The 21,084-nt window shown below is 36.4% G+C and carries 17 protein-coding genes; 1 reads left to right on the top strand and 16 read right to left on the bottom strand.

The window, feature by feature from the left end; all coding sequences use genetic code 11:
* Positions 1–2 precede the first annotated feature (2 nt).
* Positions 3–2,912: a glycoside hydrolase family 3 N-terminal domain-containing protein gene (locus YW9_RS0102175; protein WP_018278540.1), complete on the top strand. Its 2,910-nt coding sequence runs from the start codon at positions 3–5 to the stop codon at positions 2,910–2,912.
* A gap of 54 nt (positions 2,913–2,966) precedes the next feature.
* On the opposite strand, the gene accC is transcribed toward YW9_RS0102175, so the two are convergent.
* The 16 genes from accC to YW9_RS13770 form a co-directional block, all read right to left on the bottom strand.
* Positions 2,967–4,316 carry an acetyl-CoA carboxylase biotin carboxylase subunit gene (gene accC / locus YW9_RS0102180; protein WP_018278541.1) on the bottom strand — a complete coding sequence of 450 codons (1,350 nt, stop codon included), beginning with the start codon at positions 4,314–4,316 and terminating at the stop codon, positions 2,967–2,969.
* A gap of 71 nt (positions 4,317–4,387) precedes the next feature.
* Positions 4,388–4,885, bottom strand: coding sequence for an acetyl-CoA carboxylase biotin carboxyl carrier protein (gene accB / locus YW9_RS0102185; RefSeq protein ID WP_018278542.1), 498 nt, complete (start codon positions 4,883–4,885; stop codon positions 4,388–4,390).
* Positions 4,886–4,931: 46 nt separating this feature from the next.
* Positions 4,932–5,921 (bottom strand): beta-ketoacyl-ACP synthase III, encoded by a 990-nt coding sequence (locus tag YW9_RS0102190; RefSeq protein WP_018278543.1) that lies wholly within the window; start codon positions 5,919–5,921, stop codon positions 4,932–4,934.
* A gap of 462 nt (positions 5,922–6,383) precedes the next feature.
* Positions 6,384–8,114: a leucine-rich repeat protein gene (locus tag YW9_RS0102195; RefSeq protein ID WP_231555512.1), complete on the bottom strand. Its 1,731-nt coding sequence runs from the start codon at positions 8,112–8,114 to the stop codon at positions 6,384–6,386.
* A gap of 16 nt (positions 8,115–8,130) precedes the next feature.
* On the bottom strand, positions 8,131–9,630 hold the full coding sequence (locus YW9_RS0102200) for a leucine-rich repeat domain-containing protein (protein WP_018278545.1): 1,500 nt from the start codon (positions 9,628–9,630) through the stop codon (positions 8,131–8,133).
* Between the two features lie 238 nt (positions 9,631–9,868).
* Entirely contained in the window at positions 9,869–10,783 is a 915-nt protein-coding gene (locus YW9_RS0102205) for a hypothetical protein (RefSeq protein ID WP_026193749.1), read from the bottom strand.
* 126 nt (positions 10,784–10,909) lie between these two features.
* On the bottom strand, positions 10,910–11,953 hold the full coding sequence (locus YW9_RS0102210; protein ID WP_040353618.1) for a carbohydrate binding domain-containing protein: 1,044 nt from the start codon (positions 11,951–11,953) through the stop codon (positions 10,910–10,912).
* A gap of 679 nt (positions 11,954–12,632) precedes the next feature.
* The gene (locus YW9_RS0102215) at positions 12,633–13,805 is read right to left on the bottom strand and encodes a DUF4856 domain-containing protein (protein WP_018278548.1); all 1,173 of its coding nucleotides are present in this window, start codon (positions 13,803–13,805) and stop codon (positions 12,633–12,635) included.
* A 106-nt stretch (positions 13,806–13,911) separates the two neighbouring features.
* Positions 13,912–14,505, bottom strand: a complete 594-nt coding sequence (locus YW9_RS0102220; RefSeq protein WP_040353634.1) for a hypothetical protein — start codon at positions 14,503–14,505, stop codon at positions 13,912–13,914.
* 25 nt (positions 14,506–14,530) lie between these two features.
* Positions 14,531–15,562, bottom strand: a complete 1,032-nt coding sequence (locus tag YW9_RS0102225) for a DUF4302 domain-containing protein (protein WP_018278550.1) — start codon at positions 15,560–15,562, stop codon at positions 14,531–14,533.
* Between the two features lie 3 nt (positions 15,563–15,565).
* Positions 15,566–16,696, bottom strand: a complete 1,131-nt coding sequence (locus YW9_RS0102230; protein ID WP_040353637.1) for a putative zinc-binding metallopeptidase — start codon at positions 16,694–16,696, stop codon at positions 15,566–15,568.
* A 55-nt stretch (positions 16,697–16,751) separates the two neighbouring features.
* Positions 16,752–18,269, bottom strand: coding sequence for a RagB/SusD family nutrient uptake outer membrane protein (locus YW9_RS0102235; RefSeq protein WP_018278552.1), 1,518 nt, complete (start codon positions 18,267–18,269; stop codon positions 16,752–16,754).
* Positions 18,270–18,547: 278 nt separating this feature from the next.
* On the bottom strand, positions 18,548–18,952 hold the full coding sequence (locus YW9_RS0102240) for an endonuclease domain-containing protein (RefSeq protein ID WP_018278553.1): 405 nt from the start codon (positions 18,950–18,952) through the stop codon (positions 18,548–18,550).
* Between the two features lie 88 nt (positions 18,953–19,040).
* A complete protein-coding gene (locus YW9_RS0102245) occupies positions 19,041–20,096 on the bottom strand; it encodes an LLM class flavin-dependent oxidoreductase (RefSeq protein ID WP_018278554.1) in 1,056 nt (351 codons plus the stop codon).
* Between the two features lie 57 nt (positions 20,097–20,153).
* Entirely contained in the window at positions 20,154–20,780 is a 627-nt protein-coding gene (locus YW9_RS0102250) for a class I SAM-dependent methyltransferase (protein ID WP_018278555.1), read from the bottom strand.
* Positions 20,781–20,935: 155 nt separating this feature from the next.
* Positions 20,936–21,064 carry a hypothetical protein gene (locus tag YW9_RS13770; RefSeq protein WP_018278556.1) on the bottom strand — a complete coding sequence of 43 codons (129 nt, stop codon included), beginning with the start codon at positions 21,062–21,064 and terminating at the stop codon, positions 20,936–20,938.
* Positions 21,065–21,084: the final 20 nt, after the last annotated feature.

Raw genomic sequence — 21,084 nt, forward strand, 5'->3', positions numbered from 1 at the left:
CAATGAAATACAAAATTTTTATATTATTCTTTATCATTCAAAATATTTCTGCCCAAAAAATAAATCCTTTGGTTACAAAAGATGAACAAGAACAAAAAAAATGGGTTGAAAATACATACAAAAATATGTCTTTAGATGAAAAAATAGGGCAATTATTTATGATTTCCGTTTTTTCAAGCCAAATTGGAACTAAAAATACAGAATACATTAAAGAATTAATCAAAAAATACCACATAGGAGGCATTATTTTCTCAAAAGGAGGACCAAAACGCCAAGCAAAAATAACAAATGAATATCAATCTTTGTCAAAAATTCCTTTATTTATGGCCATGGATGCTGAATGGGGATTGGCAATGCGGTTGGACTCCACTTTCGCTTACCCTTGGAATATGACTATGGGAGCTGTGAAAAATAACGAACTTATTGAACGAGCTGGTTTCCGTATTGGTGAACATTGCCGACAACTTGGTATGCAATTTAATTTCGCACCAGATATTGATGTAAACACAAATCCAGCTAATCCAATCATCGGAAATCGTTCCTTTGGAGAAGACAAACAAAATGTGGCTCTTAAAGGAATTGCTTTCACAAAAGGAATGCAATCTGCTGGAGTTCTGGGAAGTGCAAAGCATTTTCCTGGTCACGGCGACACATCAAAAGACTCACATAAAACCCTACCGCTAATTGATTTTCCTTCCGAAAGACTTCACGAAATAGAAATGTATCCTTTCAGAGAATTAATAAATAATGGCGTTGCCAGTGTAATGGTTGGGCATCTGAATATTCCATCACTTGAGTCAAAAGTAGGGCTTCCTTCTTCCCTATCTCACCATATTATTACTGATATTCTGAAAACTCAGATGGGTTTTGAAGGTTTAGTTTATACCGATGCGTTGGGAATGAAAGGTGTTTCAGAATATTTGCCTGTAGGTGAAGTGGAAGTGGCAGCTTTTTTGGCAGGAAATGATATTCTGCTAATGCCCGAAAATCTCGTTAAAGGTTTTGAAGCGATAAAGAAAGCTTACCAAAATAAGAAAATTACTGAAGAACGTTTGGCGTATTCTGTGAAAAAAATATTAATGGCAAAATACAAAGTTGGTTTATACAAATTTGAGCTTCTGAATTTAGAAACTCTTCATCAGAATTTACATACACTTGAAGATGATTTACTTCTGGAAGAAATCTTTGAAAACGCTTTGACTGTTGCCAAAAATGAAAATAAATTATTACCTATCAGAAATTTAGATAAAGAAAAAATTGCTTATATAAAATTCGGAAATGATAGCGGTTGGACATTTTATACCAATCTGCGAAAGTATGCTGATGTGGCAATTATTGAGCCAAAATCTACAGAACAATTACTGAAGAATATCGAACCATATCAAACAATTGTTATTGGTCTGCACAAACCAAATAAAACGCCTTGGGACGCCTATAAATTCACAAAGGAAGAACTTATTTGGCTGGAAGAAATCGCTAAGAAAAAGAAAGTAATTCTTTCTATTTTCACCCGACCTTATGCTTTGTTAGATGTAAAAAATTTAACAAATATTGAAAGCATCATTGTCTCATACCAAAATCACAAAGTTGCCCAAGAAAAAACCGCTCAACTCATCTTTGGAGCTATTGAAGGAAAAGGCGTTTTACCAGTCTCGGCACACCCCGAACTACCTGTAAATACGTCTGTTAGCACACCAAAAATTGGTCGTTTATCCTATGGATTACCTGAAAGTGTAGGGCTGAGTTCAAAAAAATTAAGTTCTATTGATAGCATTGCTCAAGTAGTTCTTAACAAAAGAATGGCTCCTGGAATGCAAATTTTAGTAGCAAAACAAGGAAAAATTGTATATCGAAAAAATTTTGGCACACTTGACTATAACGAAAAAAATTTAGTAAAGGACAATTCCATTTATGACCTTGCCTCTCTTACCAAAATTTTGGTTACCTTACCCGAATTAATGAAAATATACGCCCAAGAAGGATTCAACATAAATTCTTCCTTTTCTGACTTACTTCCTGAATTAAGAAACACCAATAAAGGAAATTTGAAAATGATGAACGTTTTATCTCATTATGCACAGTTTCCTTCGTGGATACCTTTCTATCTTAAGACACTCGACGTTCAAAAAAAGCCACTAAAAGAAATTTATAGCAATGTAAAAACTGATGATTTTTCAGTTCAGGTAGCAAAAAATCTTTACATAAAGAAAGATTATCATAATTTCATTTATCAACAAATTGATGATTGTAACCTCATCAAAAGAAAAAAATATTTGTATAGTGACTTGCCTTATTATTATTTCAAAAAGTATATTGAAAAGAAGTCAAATAGTTCACTTTCAGAAGCAATCCAAAAAGATTTTTATCGTAATATGGGAGCGTATCATCTTACCTATTTCCCTTTGGAACACTTTCCTTTAGGAAATATTGCTCCCTCTGAGGTTGATAATTATTTCCGTAGGCAGGAAATACGCGGGTACGTACACGACCAAGGAGCGGCAATGCTTGGTGGTGTGGGCGGACACGCTGGGCTTTTCGGTAATGCAGATGATGTGGCAAAAATGATGCAAATGTTCTTACAAAAAGGCTATTATGGAGGGGAATGGTATTTACAACCGCAAATTGTTAATTTATTCAATACGTGTATGTTCTGTAGTGAAAATAACCGCAGAGGATTAGGGTTTGACAAACCACAAATTGATGGAGAGGGTCCCACTTGTGGTTGTGTTCCTATGTCTAGTTTTGGTCATACGGGTTTTACAGGCACATATGCCTGGGCAGATCCTGATAATGAAATAGTTATTGTATTTTTATCCAACAGAACCTTCCCAACTGCTGAAAATAACTTATTAATTAAAGAAAATATCCGACCTAAAATTCAACGAATTGTCTACAATGCCATTATAAACTGATTAGAAGACATATAAAAAATCCCTGAAAATTCAGGGATTTTTTTTGACTTTATTCTATTCTTGCGGTGGATTCATCTTAAAAGATTCCATAAATTTGGTTGTGTAATTACCTGCCAAATAATCTGGGTCATCCATCAACTGCAAATGGAAAGGAATTGTAGTTTTTATGCCTTCAACTACAAACTCATCTAAGGCTCGTTTCATTTTTGCTATTGCTTCTTCACGAGTCTGAGCCGTAGTGATGAGCTTTGCAATCATTGAGTCGTAATTAGGTGGGATTGTATATCCATCGTATACGTGTGTATCCAGACGCACTCCGTGTCCACCCGGTGCGTGGAATGTAGTAATTTTTCCTGGTGATGGACGAAAATCATTGTAAGGGTCTTCTGCATTAATACGACATTCTATAGAGTGTAATTTTGGAGTATAATTTCTTCCAGAAATAGGCACTCCAGCAGCAACCAAAATTTGTTCTCTAATCAAATCATAATCAATCACTTGCTCTGTAATTGGATGTTCAACTTGAATACGTGTATTCATCTCCATAAAATAGAAATTACGATGCTTATCCACCAAAAATTCTACTGTTCCTGCTCCTTCATATTTTATATATTCAGCTGCTTTTACTGCTGCCTCCCCCATTCGTTTACGTAATTCTTCGGTCATAAACGGAGAAGGTGTTTCTTCTGTTAATTTTTGATGACGACGTTGAATAGAACAATCTCTTTCCGAAAGGTGACAAGCTTTTCCATACTGATATCCAACTACCTGTATTTCAATATGTCTTGGCTCTTCGATAAGTTTTTCCATATACATACCATCATTCCCAAAAGCTGCTGCAGATTCTTGTTTTGCACTTTCCAAAGCCCTTTCAAGGTCTTCTTCTTTCCAAACGGCACGCATTCCGCGTCCTCCTCCTCCAGCAGTTGCTTTAAGCATCACAGGATATCCCATTTCCTTAGCCACTTTTTTAGCTTGTTCAAGTGACTCAATTAATCCGTCTGAACCAGGAACGGTTGGTACACCCGCTGCTTTCATTGTCGCCTTAGCTGTTGCCTTATCTCCCATTTTTTCAATCATTTCGGGAGAAGCTCCAATAAATTTTATGCCGTGCTCTGCACAAATCTTTGAAAATTTCGCATTTTCAGACAAAAATCCGTATCCTGGATGGATTGCATCAGCATTTGTTATTTCCGCTGCAGCAATTATATTAGAAATCTTCAAATACGAATCCTTACTTGCGGGAGGACCTATACAAACAGCCTCATCAGCAAAACGAACGTGCAGACTATCTGCATCGGCTGTTGAATACACTGCTACAGACTTGATTCCCATTTCGCGACACGTACGAATTATACGCAAAGCGATTTCACCTCGATTGGCTATTAATATTTTTTTAAACATATGTCTGTTTAATTATAAATTCAAAATAATTTAGTATTGCTACATACTAATCAAATCCAACAATATGATTTTTAAGCTGGTTCAACCAAGAAAAGAGGCTGATCAAATTCAACTGGAGATGAGTCATCTACTAAAACTTTTACTATTTTACCAGAAATTTCTGACTCTATCTCATTAAATAACTTCATCGCTTCAATAATACAAATCACATCGCCTTTTTTCACTGTGGTACCAACCTCAACAAACAAAGGCTTATCAGGAGCAGGACGTCTGTAAAAAGTCCCAATCATAGGAGACTTAATAGTCACGTACTTACTATCATCTTCTACCGTTGTAGGTTTTGATTCAGGTGTATCGGCAACAGTAGTTTGAGGTAATGTTACTGGTTGTTGCACAGGAATTTGAGGAATTGTGGTTATAGGCATTTGCTGTACAAACACTTGCTCTTTGCCACTTTCTTCTGGATTGGTCTTTATAGTGATTTTGATGTCCTCCATTTCAAGCTTCACTTCACTTGCCCCCGACTTTGCGACAAATTTAATCAAATTTTGAATGTCTTTTAAATCCATAATATTCGTTATTAGGTTGTTATCGTAATATGTTTATTGTTAAAAATTAGTAAGCCCACTTAAGGTATATCGCTCCCCAAGTAAATCCACCACCAAAGGCAGCTAAAATAACATTATCACCCTTTTTAAGCTGATTTTCATAGTCTTTCAATGCCAAAGGAATAGTAGCTGAAGTAGTATTTCCATATTTGTGGATATTAACCATCACTTTATCTTCTGTCAAACCAATTCGTTCAGCTGTAGCATCAATGATACGTTTATTTGCTTGATGTGGCACTAGCCATTGGACGTCTTCTTTTGTCAAGTTATTCTGTTCCAAAATTTCAGCTGCAACACCTGACATTCCAGAAACTGCATATTTAAAGACAGTTCTTCCGTCTTGATAAACAAATTGTTTCTTTTCTCTAAGTCCTTGTTCAGTTATGGGCAACATTGAACCACCCGCTTTTATATGTAAATAATTTCTTCCTATTCCGTCACTTTTCAGAATCTCATCTTGAACTCCTAACCCTTCATAATTAGGTTCAAACAACACTGCCCCAGCTCCATCTCCAAAAATGATACAAGTTGCTCGGTCAGTGTAATCAATGATGGAGGACATTTTATCAGCTCCAATTAATAGAACTTTTTTGTACTTACCTGACTGTATGTAACTTGAAGCGACAGAAACTCCATACAAAAAACTTGAACAAGCAGCTTGTAAGTCAAACGAAAATGCGTTTGTAGCTCCAATTTCTGAAGCTACGTAAGGTCCAGTTAAAGCTACTGGCATATCAGGTGTTGCTGTAGCAAGAATTACCAAATCTATTTCTTTAGGATCCAACCCTTTTTTATTGATAAGATCTTGAGCTGCCTTAATTGCTAAATACGATGTTCCTTGAGCTTCTTCTTTTAAAATTCTTCTTTCTTTAATACCAGTACGTGTATAAATCCACTCGTCGTTGGTATCCACCATTGTTTCTAACATTGCATTTGTCAGCACATAATCAGGAACATAGCCTCCTATTCCTGTTATTGCAGCAGTTATTTTTGTCATAATAATATAAAAAATTGTATGATACTTATTTGAAAAAAGTACTGAATAAACTTGGGCAAAAATACACAATTATTGTTTAGTTTTCTAAAAAATACTTTTTTTTATTGGAAATGTGTTCTAAAAACAACTTGTTTTCCCAAATTTTTAGCCGAAATCACAATGAAAATCATTTATTCTGGCTGATTTCCCAAGAATTAACCGACCCGCAAAGTTATGAAAAAAACACATCATCTACCAACAAACCACCTATTTTATTGCAAAATTTGAACTAAAAATAACTAAAAAAAGAAAACCTTACAAAATAAATTCAGCAAGATTTTCTTTTCAATAATTTATAGTAAATATTTGTCTGACATATTGATTTTTATAAATTTCACGTTGCTAATTTACGAAAATCGTGGTTTTACTTTACATTTTTATAGCACAAAAAAAGCTGCCTTTTCAGACAGCTTATTAAAAATTTTATTCTTCAACGATATTCGTAAAATATTTTTTCCAATCGGAATTTTCATAAACCTTGATTGTCCCCTTGGGGACAATCAAGGTTTTATTATCAGAAGAATTTTGAAATGGTTTTCCATTTAAAGTAGGCGGTGTTGTCGCCTTAACTCTAAAAGTGTTCAATTTTTTACAAACAGCGAATGCGAAGTTATTAATTTGCTTAATGTTATTACCTATATTAACCGTGGTTAATTCGGATTGAAATGCAAATGCGAAAGTACCTACTTTTTCAATACTTTCCATTGCAACAATTTGAATAGTATTTCTATTTTTATCAAAAGGCTTATGTCCATCACTAATTTCCTTCACATTTTCAGGAATTACCAAATTAGCAACAATAGCTGAAGGGTCAACTGCTGTTAAAACCCCGTTAGCATCTACCGTGAAAGAAGATTTTACCACTACCGAAATTATTTTAGTTTCATCTTTCAGAACATCTTTTACCGTGATTTCGGTTGAGCCACTTCCCACAGCCGTAATAGTAAGCACACCATTACTTTCTTCGGCAGTTGCTATCGAAGAATTAGCCGAACTAACTTCATATTTGCCATTTCCTTTGATGTTTATGGTTGTACTTGCTCCTGCTGAAAGTTCCAACGTAGTACGAGGGATAGAAAATTCGCTCAAATTCACAGTAACCTTAAATGTTGTAACTTGCTGTGTTTGTTTATCTTTCACTGTTACAGTAATTTCCCCTGGTTTTAAACCTGTTACCTTTAAATGATGTCCTTGTGTAGCATCATACCATTGAGGCTCAACATTTACCACATCAGTAGGAGTAGCGGTAATTTCAAATTCGTAATTGCCATTTGCATTATCTCCTCCAAGAATATTTATAATTTCAAAATCTCCGTTAGTTACCGTCAATTCAGATTTTTCCATTCGGAGTTCTTCCATCACAACAATTGTAATTTCTTTATTTTCAGAAGTTTGATTATCCGTTATCGTAACAACGACTTCTCCTGATGCTACCGTTGTAATTCTCAACTCATTATTGATAATTTCTGCTTTAATAACGCCCTCTTTACTTGAAGAAATTGAGTATTCTCCTGAACCTGTAATAGTTACATTTTCAGAATCGTTTATTTTCAGTTGAATATTTTCCTTCTGCAAGGTAAGTTCAGAAATTATAACCGAAATTTCCTCCGTTTTATTGGTTTGTGTATCAGTTACTACAATTGTAGTATTTCCTTTTGAAACTGCTGATACAACGATAGAGTTCGTACCAACAATCTTTGCTGTAGCGATAGCTTCATCTTTTGATTCAACTTTGTAAGCTCCTGAACCTGAATTAATAGCAATACTTTTTTCAGCACCTTTTTTTAGAATGATAGCTTTCGTTTCCAAAGCAATAGACTGAAAAACATTCACTTTTACAGAAACTTGTTTCTGCTTACTATCCGTTATGGTCAGAGTAACTTCCCCAGCACTTTTACCTTCCACAGCTATTTGTTTTTCACCTTTTACAGATGCAACAGCTTTATTCTCGTCCGAAGATTTTACTTTATAACCTCCATTCCCGTCGGTAATGTCAATTAATTGAGTCTTCCCAACCAAAACATTTACAGCTTCTTTACTTATTTTGATTTCTTTCGCAGGAACTTCCACTTGTTTATTGTCGTCCTTATCACAAGAAACCATAGCTACCAATCCGAAACAAAGTAGCCCTAAAATCAAACCTATTTTTCTCATTTTATTCATTTTATAATTATTGAGCACTTATTTTATCTGAATACTCGCTCCAACTTTCATCTTCTTGATATGAACTCACACTTGCTGTTGGCACATAAATATGTTTGAAAGTTGTTAATTCATCATCATCATACAAAGTACCTTCTAATGTAGGAGGTGTTGCAGGTTTCATCGTGATTGAAACCAAACTCTTACAACCTGAAAAAATGTTTCCTCCTATTTCAGTTACTTTGCTCGGAATGGTTATAGTGGTCAATTTTGAACAATCACGAAAAACTTCTTCTCCTATGGTTGTTACTTCTTCTCCAATAATGATTGAAGCCAAATTGCTACATCCCCAGAAAAGAGAGGTTGATAACTCGGTTACTTTATTAGGAATTGTAATCTTTGATAAAGATTTACAATCTGAAAAAGCAGATATTTCTATCTCTTCAAGGGTTTCGGGAAGTTCAATAGAAGACAATTTTCCGCATCCATTAAACGCAGTGCCTCCTATATGAGTCAATTGTTTTGATAATGTAATGGTAGTCAACCCTCTACAGTCTGAAAAAGCGTCTGATTCCAATCGTTTTACCTCGTCAGGAATAACTACATTGTTAAGTTTATGACAGGATTTGAAAGCTGATTCTCCAATTTCTGTTAGTGTTTGAGGTAACGTTATGGTTGCTAATGCTTTACAACTATAAAAAGCACTACCCTCTATGATAGTTACCCCTTCTGGAATCACTAACGATGTTAATGGAGAATTTTCAAAGGCACGTTCTTTTATAGTTTTCAATCCTTTGGGTAGCGTAATACTTGTCAATTTTGAACCCAAAAAAGCTCTTGCTCCGATGGAAGTTACCTTGCTTAGCACTGGGTCATTTTCCATATCAAGAGTTGTAAGCTCATCATTAAGCCATTTTACCAAGGTTGTTTTATCATTGCTTAAATTATAATAACTTTCTGGAATAGGCGTTTTTACAATTACCTTAAGGTGTTGTGCCTTATTGGTTTTGGTATCAGTAACAGTTATTGTAGCTGTACCATCGGCAATAGCTGTGATGGTAATATTTGTTCCTGAAAGCTCGGCAGTTGCAACAGGTTCGTTATCTGAAGCTACGGAATAAGTTCCACTTCCTGATTGTATTACAACTGTTGCTTTTTCAGCCTTTTGAAGAGAAACTTCCACTTTATCCAAAACTAATGCGTTGATAGTAACACTGATAGAAACTTTCTTTCCTTTGCTATCAGTCACGGAAATAGTACTTTTCCCTGCTTTCTGTCCTGTAATGGTAATTACTCCCTCTTTTTCAGTAACCGCTACGTTATCATTATCCGATTTAAGTTGGTAACCTCCATTTCCTGAAACAATTTTTATGGTTTTGCTCTCCCCCTCTAAAATGGTTAGAGCGTTATTCTCCACTTTGATTTCGTGAATAACAGGTGGTTCTACTTTGTTGTCATCTTTTCCGCAAGAAACAAACATTACCGATACCATAAGTATCAGCCCTAAAAAAACTTTTATTTTTCTCATTGATTAATGGTTTTAATTAATTTAGCAGGGCAAATGTACCTATTTAAACTGAATAAAAATAATATTTAACATAATAATTCTAAAAAAATATTTTTAATACGCTATAAATCAATATAAAACAAAAAGCATTACCAAAACTTACATTTTGATAATGCTTCTATAAAACATCGTATGGTTACAAAAATTATTTGTATCGTATAAAACAATCTTCGTTTTGGAATGTTATCTGAAAAAAAATCTATTTCGGAAGAACGAACTTAAATCCTTTCCCACGAATTACGAAAGTTGTGTCACGAACTTCTTCAACAAAAACAGGATACATACCTGTACCAATAGAAAAACTTGTAGGATAAGGAAACGATTTTATTTCTACCTGAACATTTTGTCCTTTTTGCGGATTGAATATCTCACCTACCCGAACGGCACTTCGTTGATTAAATCCGTCATTAACACCATACGGAACAGTACTATTAGTAAACCAAGTTCCTACTCCTGCTCGTTTAACAACCAATTTAGGTTCTATGTGAGAAAGTGTGCGTGAATAACTCGAATAGTAACCTAACTTTTCCAAATTTCCTTCTGAACGAACCACTACTTTAAGTGTCTTTGAAGCTACTCCATTTGATACAGCTGTTATGGTAGCTTCCCCCTCGTGTAGGGCATTTATCTCCAGAATGTTAGTCTTCCCGTTCCATTTTAAGTTTAGAATTCCGTAAGGGTCATCAACATCTAAATTAACAATATCCCCCCCGCCCGTTAGGCTAACAAACTTACTTTCATCGCGGGGATGAAGCAAAATATAGTCCTGACTAATGCTTATCTCCTGAGGAATCACGTTGATTTTAAGATGTGCCTTTCTGTCGTGCGAGGTAATCGTAGCGAACGTTTCGCCTTCAAATAATCCTTTTATTTTTAGCGTGTCTTTATGAATAGTTACCTGAGCCAATTTTGAATTCTCAACGTTTGCCAAAAATTTCTCATTTCCTCCCGATAAAACAATCTTCCTTTCCGTAAGTTTATTTATAGAAATCTCTTTGAGCGACTCACTCCCCTTCCCTACTTTAATTTCTGGATACTCATCTTTGTTTCCTTTTTCACAAGACATCAATCCCAGAAAAACAGCTAACAAACTCATTATTATAGTATGTTTCATAATAATATTATTTATCTTATCAAACTTATTATTCACTTTTCTTTTTATCTTATTTGGCTTTCCTAACAAATAAAAAACATTTCCCAACCTATGGAAAACATCATTTAAAGCATTTTTATACATATTTTACCTCACATCTAAGTAATAATCCAACTCCCACTTCATATTTGGAGCCTCTTCAATGATGATTTTTAGCGTTTGCTTTCCTTTTTTAGGAAAAGTAAGCTGATTATTGGTCGGAAATACCTGTTTTGAGTTTATAAAATACTGGATTTTTGCATTTTTATTCGCCAAATCATTATAATATAGGTCGATTGTTTGAGAAACTTCCCCATCAATGTTAAGGGTACGCAGATGCGGAACACGTTCCATATCGTTCTGACTTCTTCTCATATCGTTGGTAATGGCATTTATCTCTTTTGAAAAGTCGGACACATCGCTTCCTCTTAAAGCACGAACTTTTATTCTATAACTCTTCTGAGGTTCTAAGTCAGTAACCAGAAATCGATTTGTTTGCGTCTTGCCTACGGACTGGTCATTCACGAAAACTTCCCATTGCAGCTGTCTGTCGGCTTCTTTATCCCATCTTACTTCAATTTCTCGCTGATATTCCCTTGTGGAAACCCCTGTTGGGACTGAAACACTACCGCCTCCGCCATTGCCCTGATAGACTAACGAAATATCATCAATGCTAATGAAACCATTGCTTTGTGATACATAAAAAGCTATTCCCATTTTGTTAATCCCTGTAGGGACGGTAAGCGTTACTTCTCGCTTTTGCCATTGGCTTGTAAAAGAAACCTTTCCGAGAGCTTCCCTTTTGATTCTGCTATCACCGTCATACCAAGATACATAAAGCTCCATATTTCGGTCAGATACATCTCCTTTATACCAATATGATAAAACGTACTGGGCATTTGCCTCTACATCAATTGCATTTGTCTCTCCTTCTTGATGAAGATAAAAAGTTCCTGAATTAGCATAAATTTTGGCTGCGTAACTTCCCGAATGAGCATCGGAAGATCGCTGATAAGCAAATCCATTAGGGAAATACCAATTATCAGGTCTGCTTGAACTTCCTCTTTCAAATCCTCCGTTAGGAACTAAGTTACTTTGTGCCTGAGCAACAAGTCCCACGATTAAAAATAGTATGAATATTCTGTATTTCATCTCTTTTTCTATTTATATCTGTTTGATATTATTTTATTGCTTTTAGTTTCTTGATAAAGTTTTATGAATTAAATAAAATCTCATCAACTTTATACAATTTGTCACACTCCAAAATCCTCCTTTGAAGGAGGTGTCCGAAGGACGGAGGATGTCTTTTGGATTTTACATCCCCCCCTACCCCCCTTCAAAGGGGGAATCAGTACAAAAAACTATTTTTTATTATCTATATCATCAAAAAATTTATTCATTCCAAATGATTTAACTCTTTTATCATTTTGTTTTCTTTCTAAAAAACCATAAAAATCTTTTAAATCATCTATTTTTTATTGCTTTTTATCAGGGACATACTCTATCCCTAATAATTTTTATCCTTCCACAGTAGGGATACACTCCTTCCCTGATGATTTTTGTCCTTCCCCAGTAGGGAAACACTCTATCCCTGATAATTTTTATGCTTCCCCAGTAGGGATATACTCTATCCCTGATGATTTTTACGCTTCTCCATCAGGGATACATTCCTTCCCTAATGATTTTTATCCTTCCCCAGTAAGGATAAACCCTATCCCTGATAATTTTTTGAATTTCCTTGTTAAAAATAAGAACAATCTATCTGTTTTTGAATATTTATCAACTTCCTTTTTACTAATTTCTTCTTGATGGAAAGAAAATCCACTTTACTTTATCTTTTTATATCATTGATTGAAATTCCGAAAGGCTTTCCTATTTCAGAAGCAATATTCTTCAAAGAACCTTTATGATTGACATCTGAAAGGAGCTTGTCTTTATCCCACAAACCTTTATCTTTTTTAAGTTCTTGCAGAAAACTTTGGATTTCCTCATACGTGAAATAAGGTTTTCCCTCTGTGTTTCTGGCAAATTGCATCGTATAAATGAGTCCGTACGCACGAGAAATGAAAGGAAATGCATAGCCCGTCCCCTCATCCATATTGACTAAGGTGTTTTCACCCACCAGAATATCCACAATCTGAATGGCGATGGCTCGGGAAAGCTCACTTCTGATGATTTTCAGATGTTTTTTCATATCCTCATAACGATATCTTCCCAACTCAATACGCCCCTGAACAAAAGCATTAAAGATGGTTCGTTCGCTATCTTTGAGCAAAGCAATTCCCTCAGCTTGTACCAGCGGACGCAAGAAAGCGAAGTATCCGTACGCCAAATCCCAATGATGTTCCAGCTCGGTGTAATTCCTTCCCACCAGTAATTCCACATTTTCGTGTTTGGCGATAAGCTCGGCATTGTCAAAAAATTGTTCGTCCAAGTGATAATTTAGGATTTTATCCAAATAAATAGCTCCCAACAACGAATTATTGAAAATTTCAGCTACCACCAAACCTTTTTCATCTGCAAAGGAAAGATTTACATCACCGATACTCTGCCCGATATATCCCGTGCGTCCGTAGTTAGCAGGACGATTTCTGTGGTCAGAAGGATTGGCTTCTCCTCTTCCTGCAATCGCACTCGATACATCAATGAGCGTTATTATATCTTGTTCAATAACCGATTTTTTAGCAAGATGCAAAGGCGAAGTAGCTATCTCTTCTTTCGGTTTTAGGTGATACATTCCGTTGGTAAACAATCCCATTACCTCATCGTAATTGCTTTGATTTGAAATCTGAGCTCTTTTCAAATAAGAATTATAGATTCGGTCGATAGGCTCTTTGACCAGTTCGCATTCCAACACGTCAACGCTACTGCTTCCGTTGCGGGAAAAGCTGTACTTGAGTTCGGGAGGCAAAGGCTCTATGTACGCCGACTCTACCGTCTCTCCCTCACCTTTGTTACACCCCAACACCAAAAGGGACACTATTAAAATTGTATATTTCCACATATTTTTTCTGTTTGTAAGAACAAGAAGTGCCTTGTTCAGTTGGTTATTTAATTTTGTGTGTTATCTTAGCTCTTGATACAATTTGCTCCGCTATGCTCCAACACATTTATGGCAAAATAATATACTCGCAATACGGGGACGGAATTCTGTTAGGTCCTTCATTGTTTTGCGATTGCTCGGTACTAAGGGTTGGAACAACAATAAGTCCGTCTTTTGAAACGGCTGAGATACTTGCTTTTATGTTCGAACCTCTATCACCAATTCCGTTGACTAACAAATACATCGGATAGCCTGACTTCACTCTAAACGTTTTAGAAAATTCCACGCCATCGGTCATTTTGTGAGTTATATTGCTGCTCGAAGCGTCTGACCCTACCGCAACAATTTGCTTTTTGTCATCAATAAAACGGACTTCAAATCTTGCGGGAGATGAAGTTTGCGGTGCTTCTCTGTATTGGCATTTTATGGTTACATCATACTCTCGCTGGTTATCAATGGAAACTCCAGGATAGCGATAACTACTCAAAGCCTCATTAGGATTGCACAATCGTATATTCATATCCTCGTAGGCATTTTCAGGTTTTTCAATTCCTTCCCAAGGAAATAATTTGCTATAATCTTCCTCCGCTGGGTCGTTATCCTTTACATTACAGGAAAAAATCCCCAATAATATTATCAAAAATAAATATTTTGTATTCATTGTTATATTATTTTTTTGCTTATTTCTATTTGTCAACTATTTCTGCAACAAAATGCGTCGGTTCGCCATCAGGATAAAGATGTTTGCTCACAAACATATATCTTTTATAAATAGGGTCGTACACTTTGACCAATTCGCATACAAATGTATCTTTTTTTCGCTCAAAATCATAAAAAATATAGTTCTTATCGTACCGAATTCCCGTTCTGAACGTAATTCCTTGCTCTGTTCCTACATATCCTGACCCCAAAGCGTAACTCTCATCGGGAACTGTAATATTCGGGTTGGCATTCCATTTCTTACCTGCCAAAAACACATAATACCGATTGGTAGTCATCGATTTCAAAAAACGATTGTATTCAGGAGTTCCCGTTGTGGTTTTGATAACAACATCACTTTGGAAAAAAACACGACTTCCTTTTCGGATAACAATTTGCGGATTTTTCATTTTTGCAAAAAACGTTCTATTTTCGAATGCTTTCTGAACATTATTTTCTGACGGATGCTTCCACGCCTCTTCTGATTTTAACTTTTCAAAGACGATATATTCACGAGCGGGTTCAATAGAATTAGTGGTTTTGAACAACAAATTTTGGTCAAAATCCTTACGCAAATACAAAAAATCAGACTTGCCTTCCAATTGTTCGTTTACCAATTGATGAATGTAATTATAAGTAGTAAAGCTAAGTTCGGTAAAGGTATTTTGCTTAATTTCAAACTGGCTTTCTTGTGGTTTCGAACTGCTATTAGCATCAAAATCAGCCAACATTGTCACCTTTCCTTCGGGAGTAAATTTCATCAGAAAATAATGCCCTCCGTATCCGTATTGGTCTCTGTAATAGAAAATTTCTTTCTTAAAAACTTCGTCTTTATTGCTAAAAGCCAATGAATCCGTTTTTGAAAAATACATCACCTTCCAGCCATAAGGAGCCTCCGTAAGTTCCTTACGTAATTCATTGATATTTTGCAGATTTCTTTGCGAAGGAGAAATTCCATCATCTTCCTTTTTACAAGAAAAAAGTCCTATTATAGCCAACAGAATAAGATATTTTTTCATATTTTATTGATTTACGTATGATTTAAGTCGCTGAATGCTGATGGTTTGCATTCGTTTGAGATTGATTTTGATTTCCTTTTTGAAATAATCTTCTACAAATTCTTGCTTTTGACGAAGTTTTTTTACTGCCTCTTGAGCTGCTTGCTGGTCTTCTGGGTCGGAAGGATTAAAAGGTATTCCTCCCAATGCGATAGCGTTTTCAACGTCTTTGGCACTATGTGTTAGATAAGTGCTAACTACCTCAGCCATATCATCTTCAGGAGAAAGCATCGAATGAATGGTGAAAAATCCTCTGCGATTGGCTCTAATTCCTTCGGTACTAACCACTTCCGACACCGAGTTACCGTTATTCAACACTTCCTCGCAATTATCTTTATATAATTTTCCTTGCGTGGTTACATTTTTTCCAACGCTGAAAAATCCCATACGAAGTGTCAGAAAATCTTGGTCGGCTTTTACCACATAAGCAAACGATTGGTTGGCTTGTACATCTCGGTCTCTTGTGCAATCAGAAGCCTTACGGATATATTTGGCAATGGGCTCTCTTTCAGGCAATTCTTTCGTATTAGACACATATCCTCCTGAACTGATTTTCAAAAATTTATCTCTATCGTAAGGCAATAATTCCATCAATCGTTTGGCAAATTGGTGGTGTACGCTTCGCATTAATGCAAAGACTTTGGCATAATCCTTCCCATCGAAATTATTGACATCGTACAAGTGCATTTCTGTCGAAGTAGCCGCAGTGTTCGACAATAATTCCACTCCATTTTCATCAACATTTTGCCCTCCATACATATAAATCTTAATCGGATTTTTTCCTTTTAAGAAATCCTTTCCGCCCACATTTGCCAATGTATAGGTTTCGAGCCACAAATGCTTTATGGTTTGCAACACTTTTTGAATATTTTTAGCCTCTGGCGGATAGGTGTAACTTCCCTTTGGAGCCGTATTTCCGTCCCAACGATAATTGACCTCAATCCCGTAAGGTAAGGTAAATTCATTGCGTATCCAAGTATCCAATTCGGTATAATTACGTTGCACAATGTTGGCTTCCACCACGCTTTGGTCGGATAGTTTTTCTTTGTTACAACTGAGCAAAACCAATGTTAATATTATGTATATTCTTCTCATTGTATGTTGATTATTTTTTATTTTAAGCGGAAAGGACGTGTCCATTCCCTACAAATTATCTCGGATTGGGTGCTAAACCTCGATTGATGGCTTCGGCAGGAATTTGCAATAACTTTCGTGGGTCTTCCTTGCGAAGCGGTTGGTAAATTGGGCTTTTGGAATTTCGGCGAATAGGAATGTAAAATCGGCGAATATCAAACCAACGCAATCCCTCGTGCAGAAATTCTTTCTGGCGGAAATCCGAAATGATTTTAACCAAAGCCAATTGCTTTAAAGTCAGCCCATAAAAAGGACTATACACTTCATAAAAACTACTATTAATTGATGTGTACGACTCGTTAGAACACGGCGGAACAGCCAAATTTCCGTATTTTCCTCGTATATATTCTTTCAAATCTTCAACCGATTTTTCGTATTCACGCTTCATTGCATAGGCTTCCATTCGGTTGAGCAATACTTCATCAGTGGTGAAAAGCACATTGGTTACGTACAAATCTTTGGGCTTCGTTCCTGTACTTCCCAAAAGAGACAATTCATCGAACTTGGCAATATACGCTCCGTTATTTACAGGTCTTTCCGAATCGGAAAATAGATAAGTTGTTACGTAATTGAGCTTTCTTCCTGCATCGCTATCACAACCATCAATTCCTTTTGAAGCGAATATCTCACTGATTTTTTGGTCAGTAAATCCGTATTTATCAACGGGTAAATTGCGTTTCCAACGCGACTCGGTAGTAGTAATTAGCAGATTAGCAGGTTCTTCCGTTGCAGCATAGGTAGCGAACAAAGATTTACGATTGTTACCGTGCAATCTGGCGTAATGCTCCCAATTTCGTAAGATTTGTTTGGGGTTGCTTCCCAGAACGTAATCGGCATACTCAATAACCAAATCCCATTCGCCTTTTATCAAGTAAAACCTCGAAGCAAAGGCATAAGCCGCTTTTTTGTTGAAGTGAAATTTGGGCTTTTTGTAGAAATTATCATCAACCAACGTAATTCCTAACTTCAAATCGGCTTCAATTTTTTCGTAAACTTCGGCAACCGTTCCGCGTTTGTAATCGACTAAAGCGTGTTTTTCGGATTTGGTAAGGTACGGAATACCAGCACTATTCTTGGCTTTTTCCGTTCCGTAAGGTTCTGCCCAGATGTTGACCAACATAAAATGTAAATACGCTCGAAGCAAGAAAGCCTCGCCGTACAAAGCCTTTACGCGGTCCGTTTTCGGATATGAAGCCAATAATTCCAACGCTTTGTTTGCCTGTGCGATACCTGCATAACACGCATTCCAGTAGTTTAAGGGCGTGTCCAAATCTTCTTGGTCGTAATCCTCCCAGAAGTACATTGCTTCGTTCAGACGCGTGTGTACCCCTCCAATTCGCTCCTCGACATTGTCGGTTCGGGCTTCCAGAAAAGCAAAATAACTCGCCTGAGGATAAGCTCCTGTGAGTAATTCTGCTATTTTTTCTTCCGAATCAATTGCCACATTGAGCGACGAATCAGGGTCTTTGTCTAAAAAACCTTGACACGAGGTCAGAAACAAGCCTACTAATGTTAGTTTTATGATTGATTTCATATCTTTTTGTAATTATATTTATTTTTTCACATCCCCCTCCTACCCCCTTCAAAGGGGGAATTGGACTCTATTGCTTTTGTATATTCGTGTTGTGTATTTTTCTAATTCTTTTACATCTCTCTAATCTCCCCAAAAACGGGATTGGATTCTACTTGTTTTTATATGTTTCGTTCTGTGTGTTTTTCTTCACTTGTTTTATTATCTACTTAATTTCCCTCAAGAGAGGAATGTGAACAGCTCCCTAAATCCCCCTTTGAAGGGGGCAGGGGGATGTTTTTCTACTCTTCTTTTGTTGGATGTGAGGGAATTTCTTCCTGTTCCTTTTGTAATTCTTTAATTTTTTCATCGAGAGATAAAATAACACTAAACATATTGTATTTTATCTCTTCATTAGAAAAACGAAGAAATTTAACTCCATATTTTTCTATTTCTCCTTGTCTTTGAGCATCTTCTAAATAGCTAAAATCGTGTATATTTCCATCTATTTCAATGGCTAATTTCAATTCGTGACAATAAAAATCAACAATATACTCCAACATAGGTACCTGACGATGAAATTCTACGCCAAGAGCTTTATTTTTAATTCGCTTCCAAAGTAATACTTCGCTTAAAGTACTATTTTTTCGTAATGTTCTTGCAAATTCTTTCAGCTTTGGATTATATGGAATGATTTTATTATTCATACATAATTTTTCTTATGCCTACTTCAAAGATAAACAAAAATAAAAGTTTCTATATTCTTACATTTTTCAAAAGAAACATTCCTATTTATTACCTCCCTTCAAAATAAGCCCTCACTTTCGGAGCGACTTCCTTCCCGAAAAGTTCAATGGCTTTCAGTACCGCCTGATGAGGCAACGAACCGATAGGTATATGTAGCATAAATCGGTCTAATTGCAGGGTTTCAATAGTTTTTATAATCTTTTCGGTAACTACTTGTGGGTCGCCTACAAACATTGCTCCGTATTCCCCTACCGAATTCAAATATTGCTCTTTGGTAAGCGGTTGCCAATGGGGTCTGTCTTTCGAGATGGCATCAACTACTTGTTTGGTTGGGTGAAAATACATATCAACGGCTTGTTGGTTATCTTCAGCGATGAATCCCCACGAGTGTGATGCTACTTGCAACTGCTCTGCCGTATGTCCCCACTGCTTACCTATTTGGCGATATGCATCAATCAGTTGTTTGAATGCACGAGGCTCTCCCCCGATGATAGCAAAGGCGATAGGCAATCCCATTTTGGCAGTGCGAACAGCTGTTTCAGGGCTTCCGCCTGTGGCTACCCAAATGGGTAACTTTTCTTGCACGGCTCTGGGATAAACACCTCTTCCGTCCACCGAATGCGTTAGTCGTCCTTCCCAAGTAAGAAGCTCTTTTTCGGAAATTTCCAAAAGCATATCCAACTTTTCGTGAAATAATCCGTAGTAATCATCTAAGCTATACCCAAATAGCGGAAAGGATTCAATAAAAGACCCTTTCCCGACCATTATTTCGGCTCTTCCGTTGGAAATAGCATCGAGGGTGGCAAAATTTTGATAAATACGAATCGGGTCGGAAGAAGAAAGCACCGTAACAGCACTCGACAGACGAATGTTTTTCGTATTCACTGCCCCTGCTGCCAGCACCATTTCAGGTACTGACACAGCAAAATCGGAACGATGATGTTCGCCAATGGCGTAAATATCAAGCCCTACGGCATCGGCAAGTTCCATTTCTTCAACCATATTTTGTATTCTCTCAGCGTGTGAAATGGCTTTACCTGTGGCTTCCAGCGGAGTCGTTTCTCCAAAAGAAGTAATCCCTAATTCTATTTTTTTTGACTTCATTTTTATATTCTTTCTTGTAGTATTTATTGTACTATTCTATTTTTATATATTGTTATTTTATTGCTTCCGTGCTACAAATCGGATAACAGAACCTATTCCATTATGAAGAAGACCTTCGGAAAGTGCTACTTCTTGCTCAACCAATGTTTCAAACTTAAAATCAGCAAAATCGGATTGAATTTCTTCCAAAGAAAACAACGATTCTGCATCGGCTGGTCCTCCTATTTTCGGATTTTTCTTCCGATAGTCGAGATGTTTTTTGCCAAATCCTTCAAAAATAACAATACCTCCTTTTTTGAGAAGTGTTATCAACTTTTGATGATAGGCGGAACGTATTTGAGGCGGAAAATGAGCGTAAATCAGTGCAATTACATCGAATGAGGCTTTGTCAAAGTCCAAATTAGGCAGTTCGCCAACCTTGTAATTTACAAAAACATCATTTTCTTTTGCCAATTGCAATGCTTTTTTCTTTCCCTCTTCACTAATATCGAAAGCGGTTACTTCCCAGTGATTTTTAGCCGCATACACTGCATTTCTGCCCTCTCCTTCTGCTGGTAATAAGATAGAAAGCGGACGAAGTTTGTCGATTTCCTCCTTAAAAAACCGATTGGGCGACTTGCCATACACAAAATCATCAGTTTTATAATGATTATTCCACTTTTCTATCCAAATATGACTATCCATTCTCTACTATTTCCTATTTTTTTACTTTTAATTATTTAGGCGAAGCTCCAAAACGGGTGTTTCCACCTTTCGGGATTTCCCCGAAGCATCAATCCGAGTGTTTTCATCTTTCAGGATTTCCCCGAAACGTCAATCCGAGTGTTTTCTACCTTCAACTAATTAGGCGAAACCCCAAAACGAGTGTTTTCTAACTTCAACCAATTAGGTGAACCCCAAAAACGAGTGTTTTCTATCTTTAACCAATTAGGCGAAGCTCTAAAACGAGTGGTTTCTGTCATTGTCATTTCGAGCGAAGTCGAGAAAC

This window comes from Capnocytophaga cynodegmi DSM 19736 (assembly GCF_000379185.1).
Lineage (GTDB): Bacteria > Bacteroidota > Bacteroidia > Flavobacteriales > Flavobacteriaceae > Capnocytophaga > Capnocytophaga cynodegmi.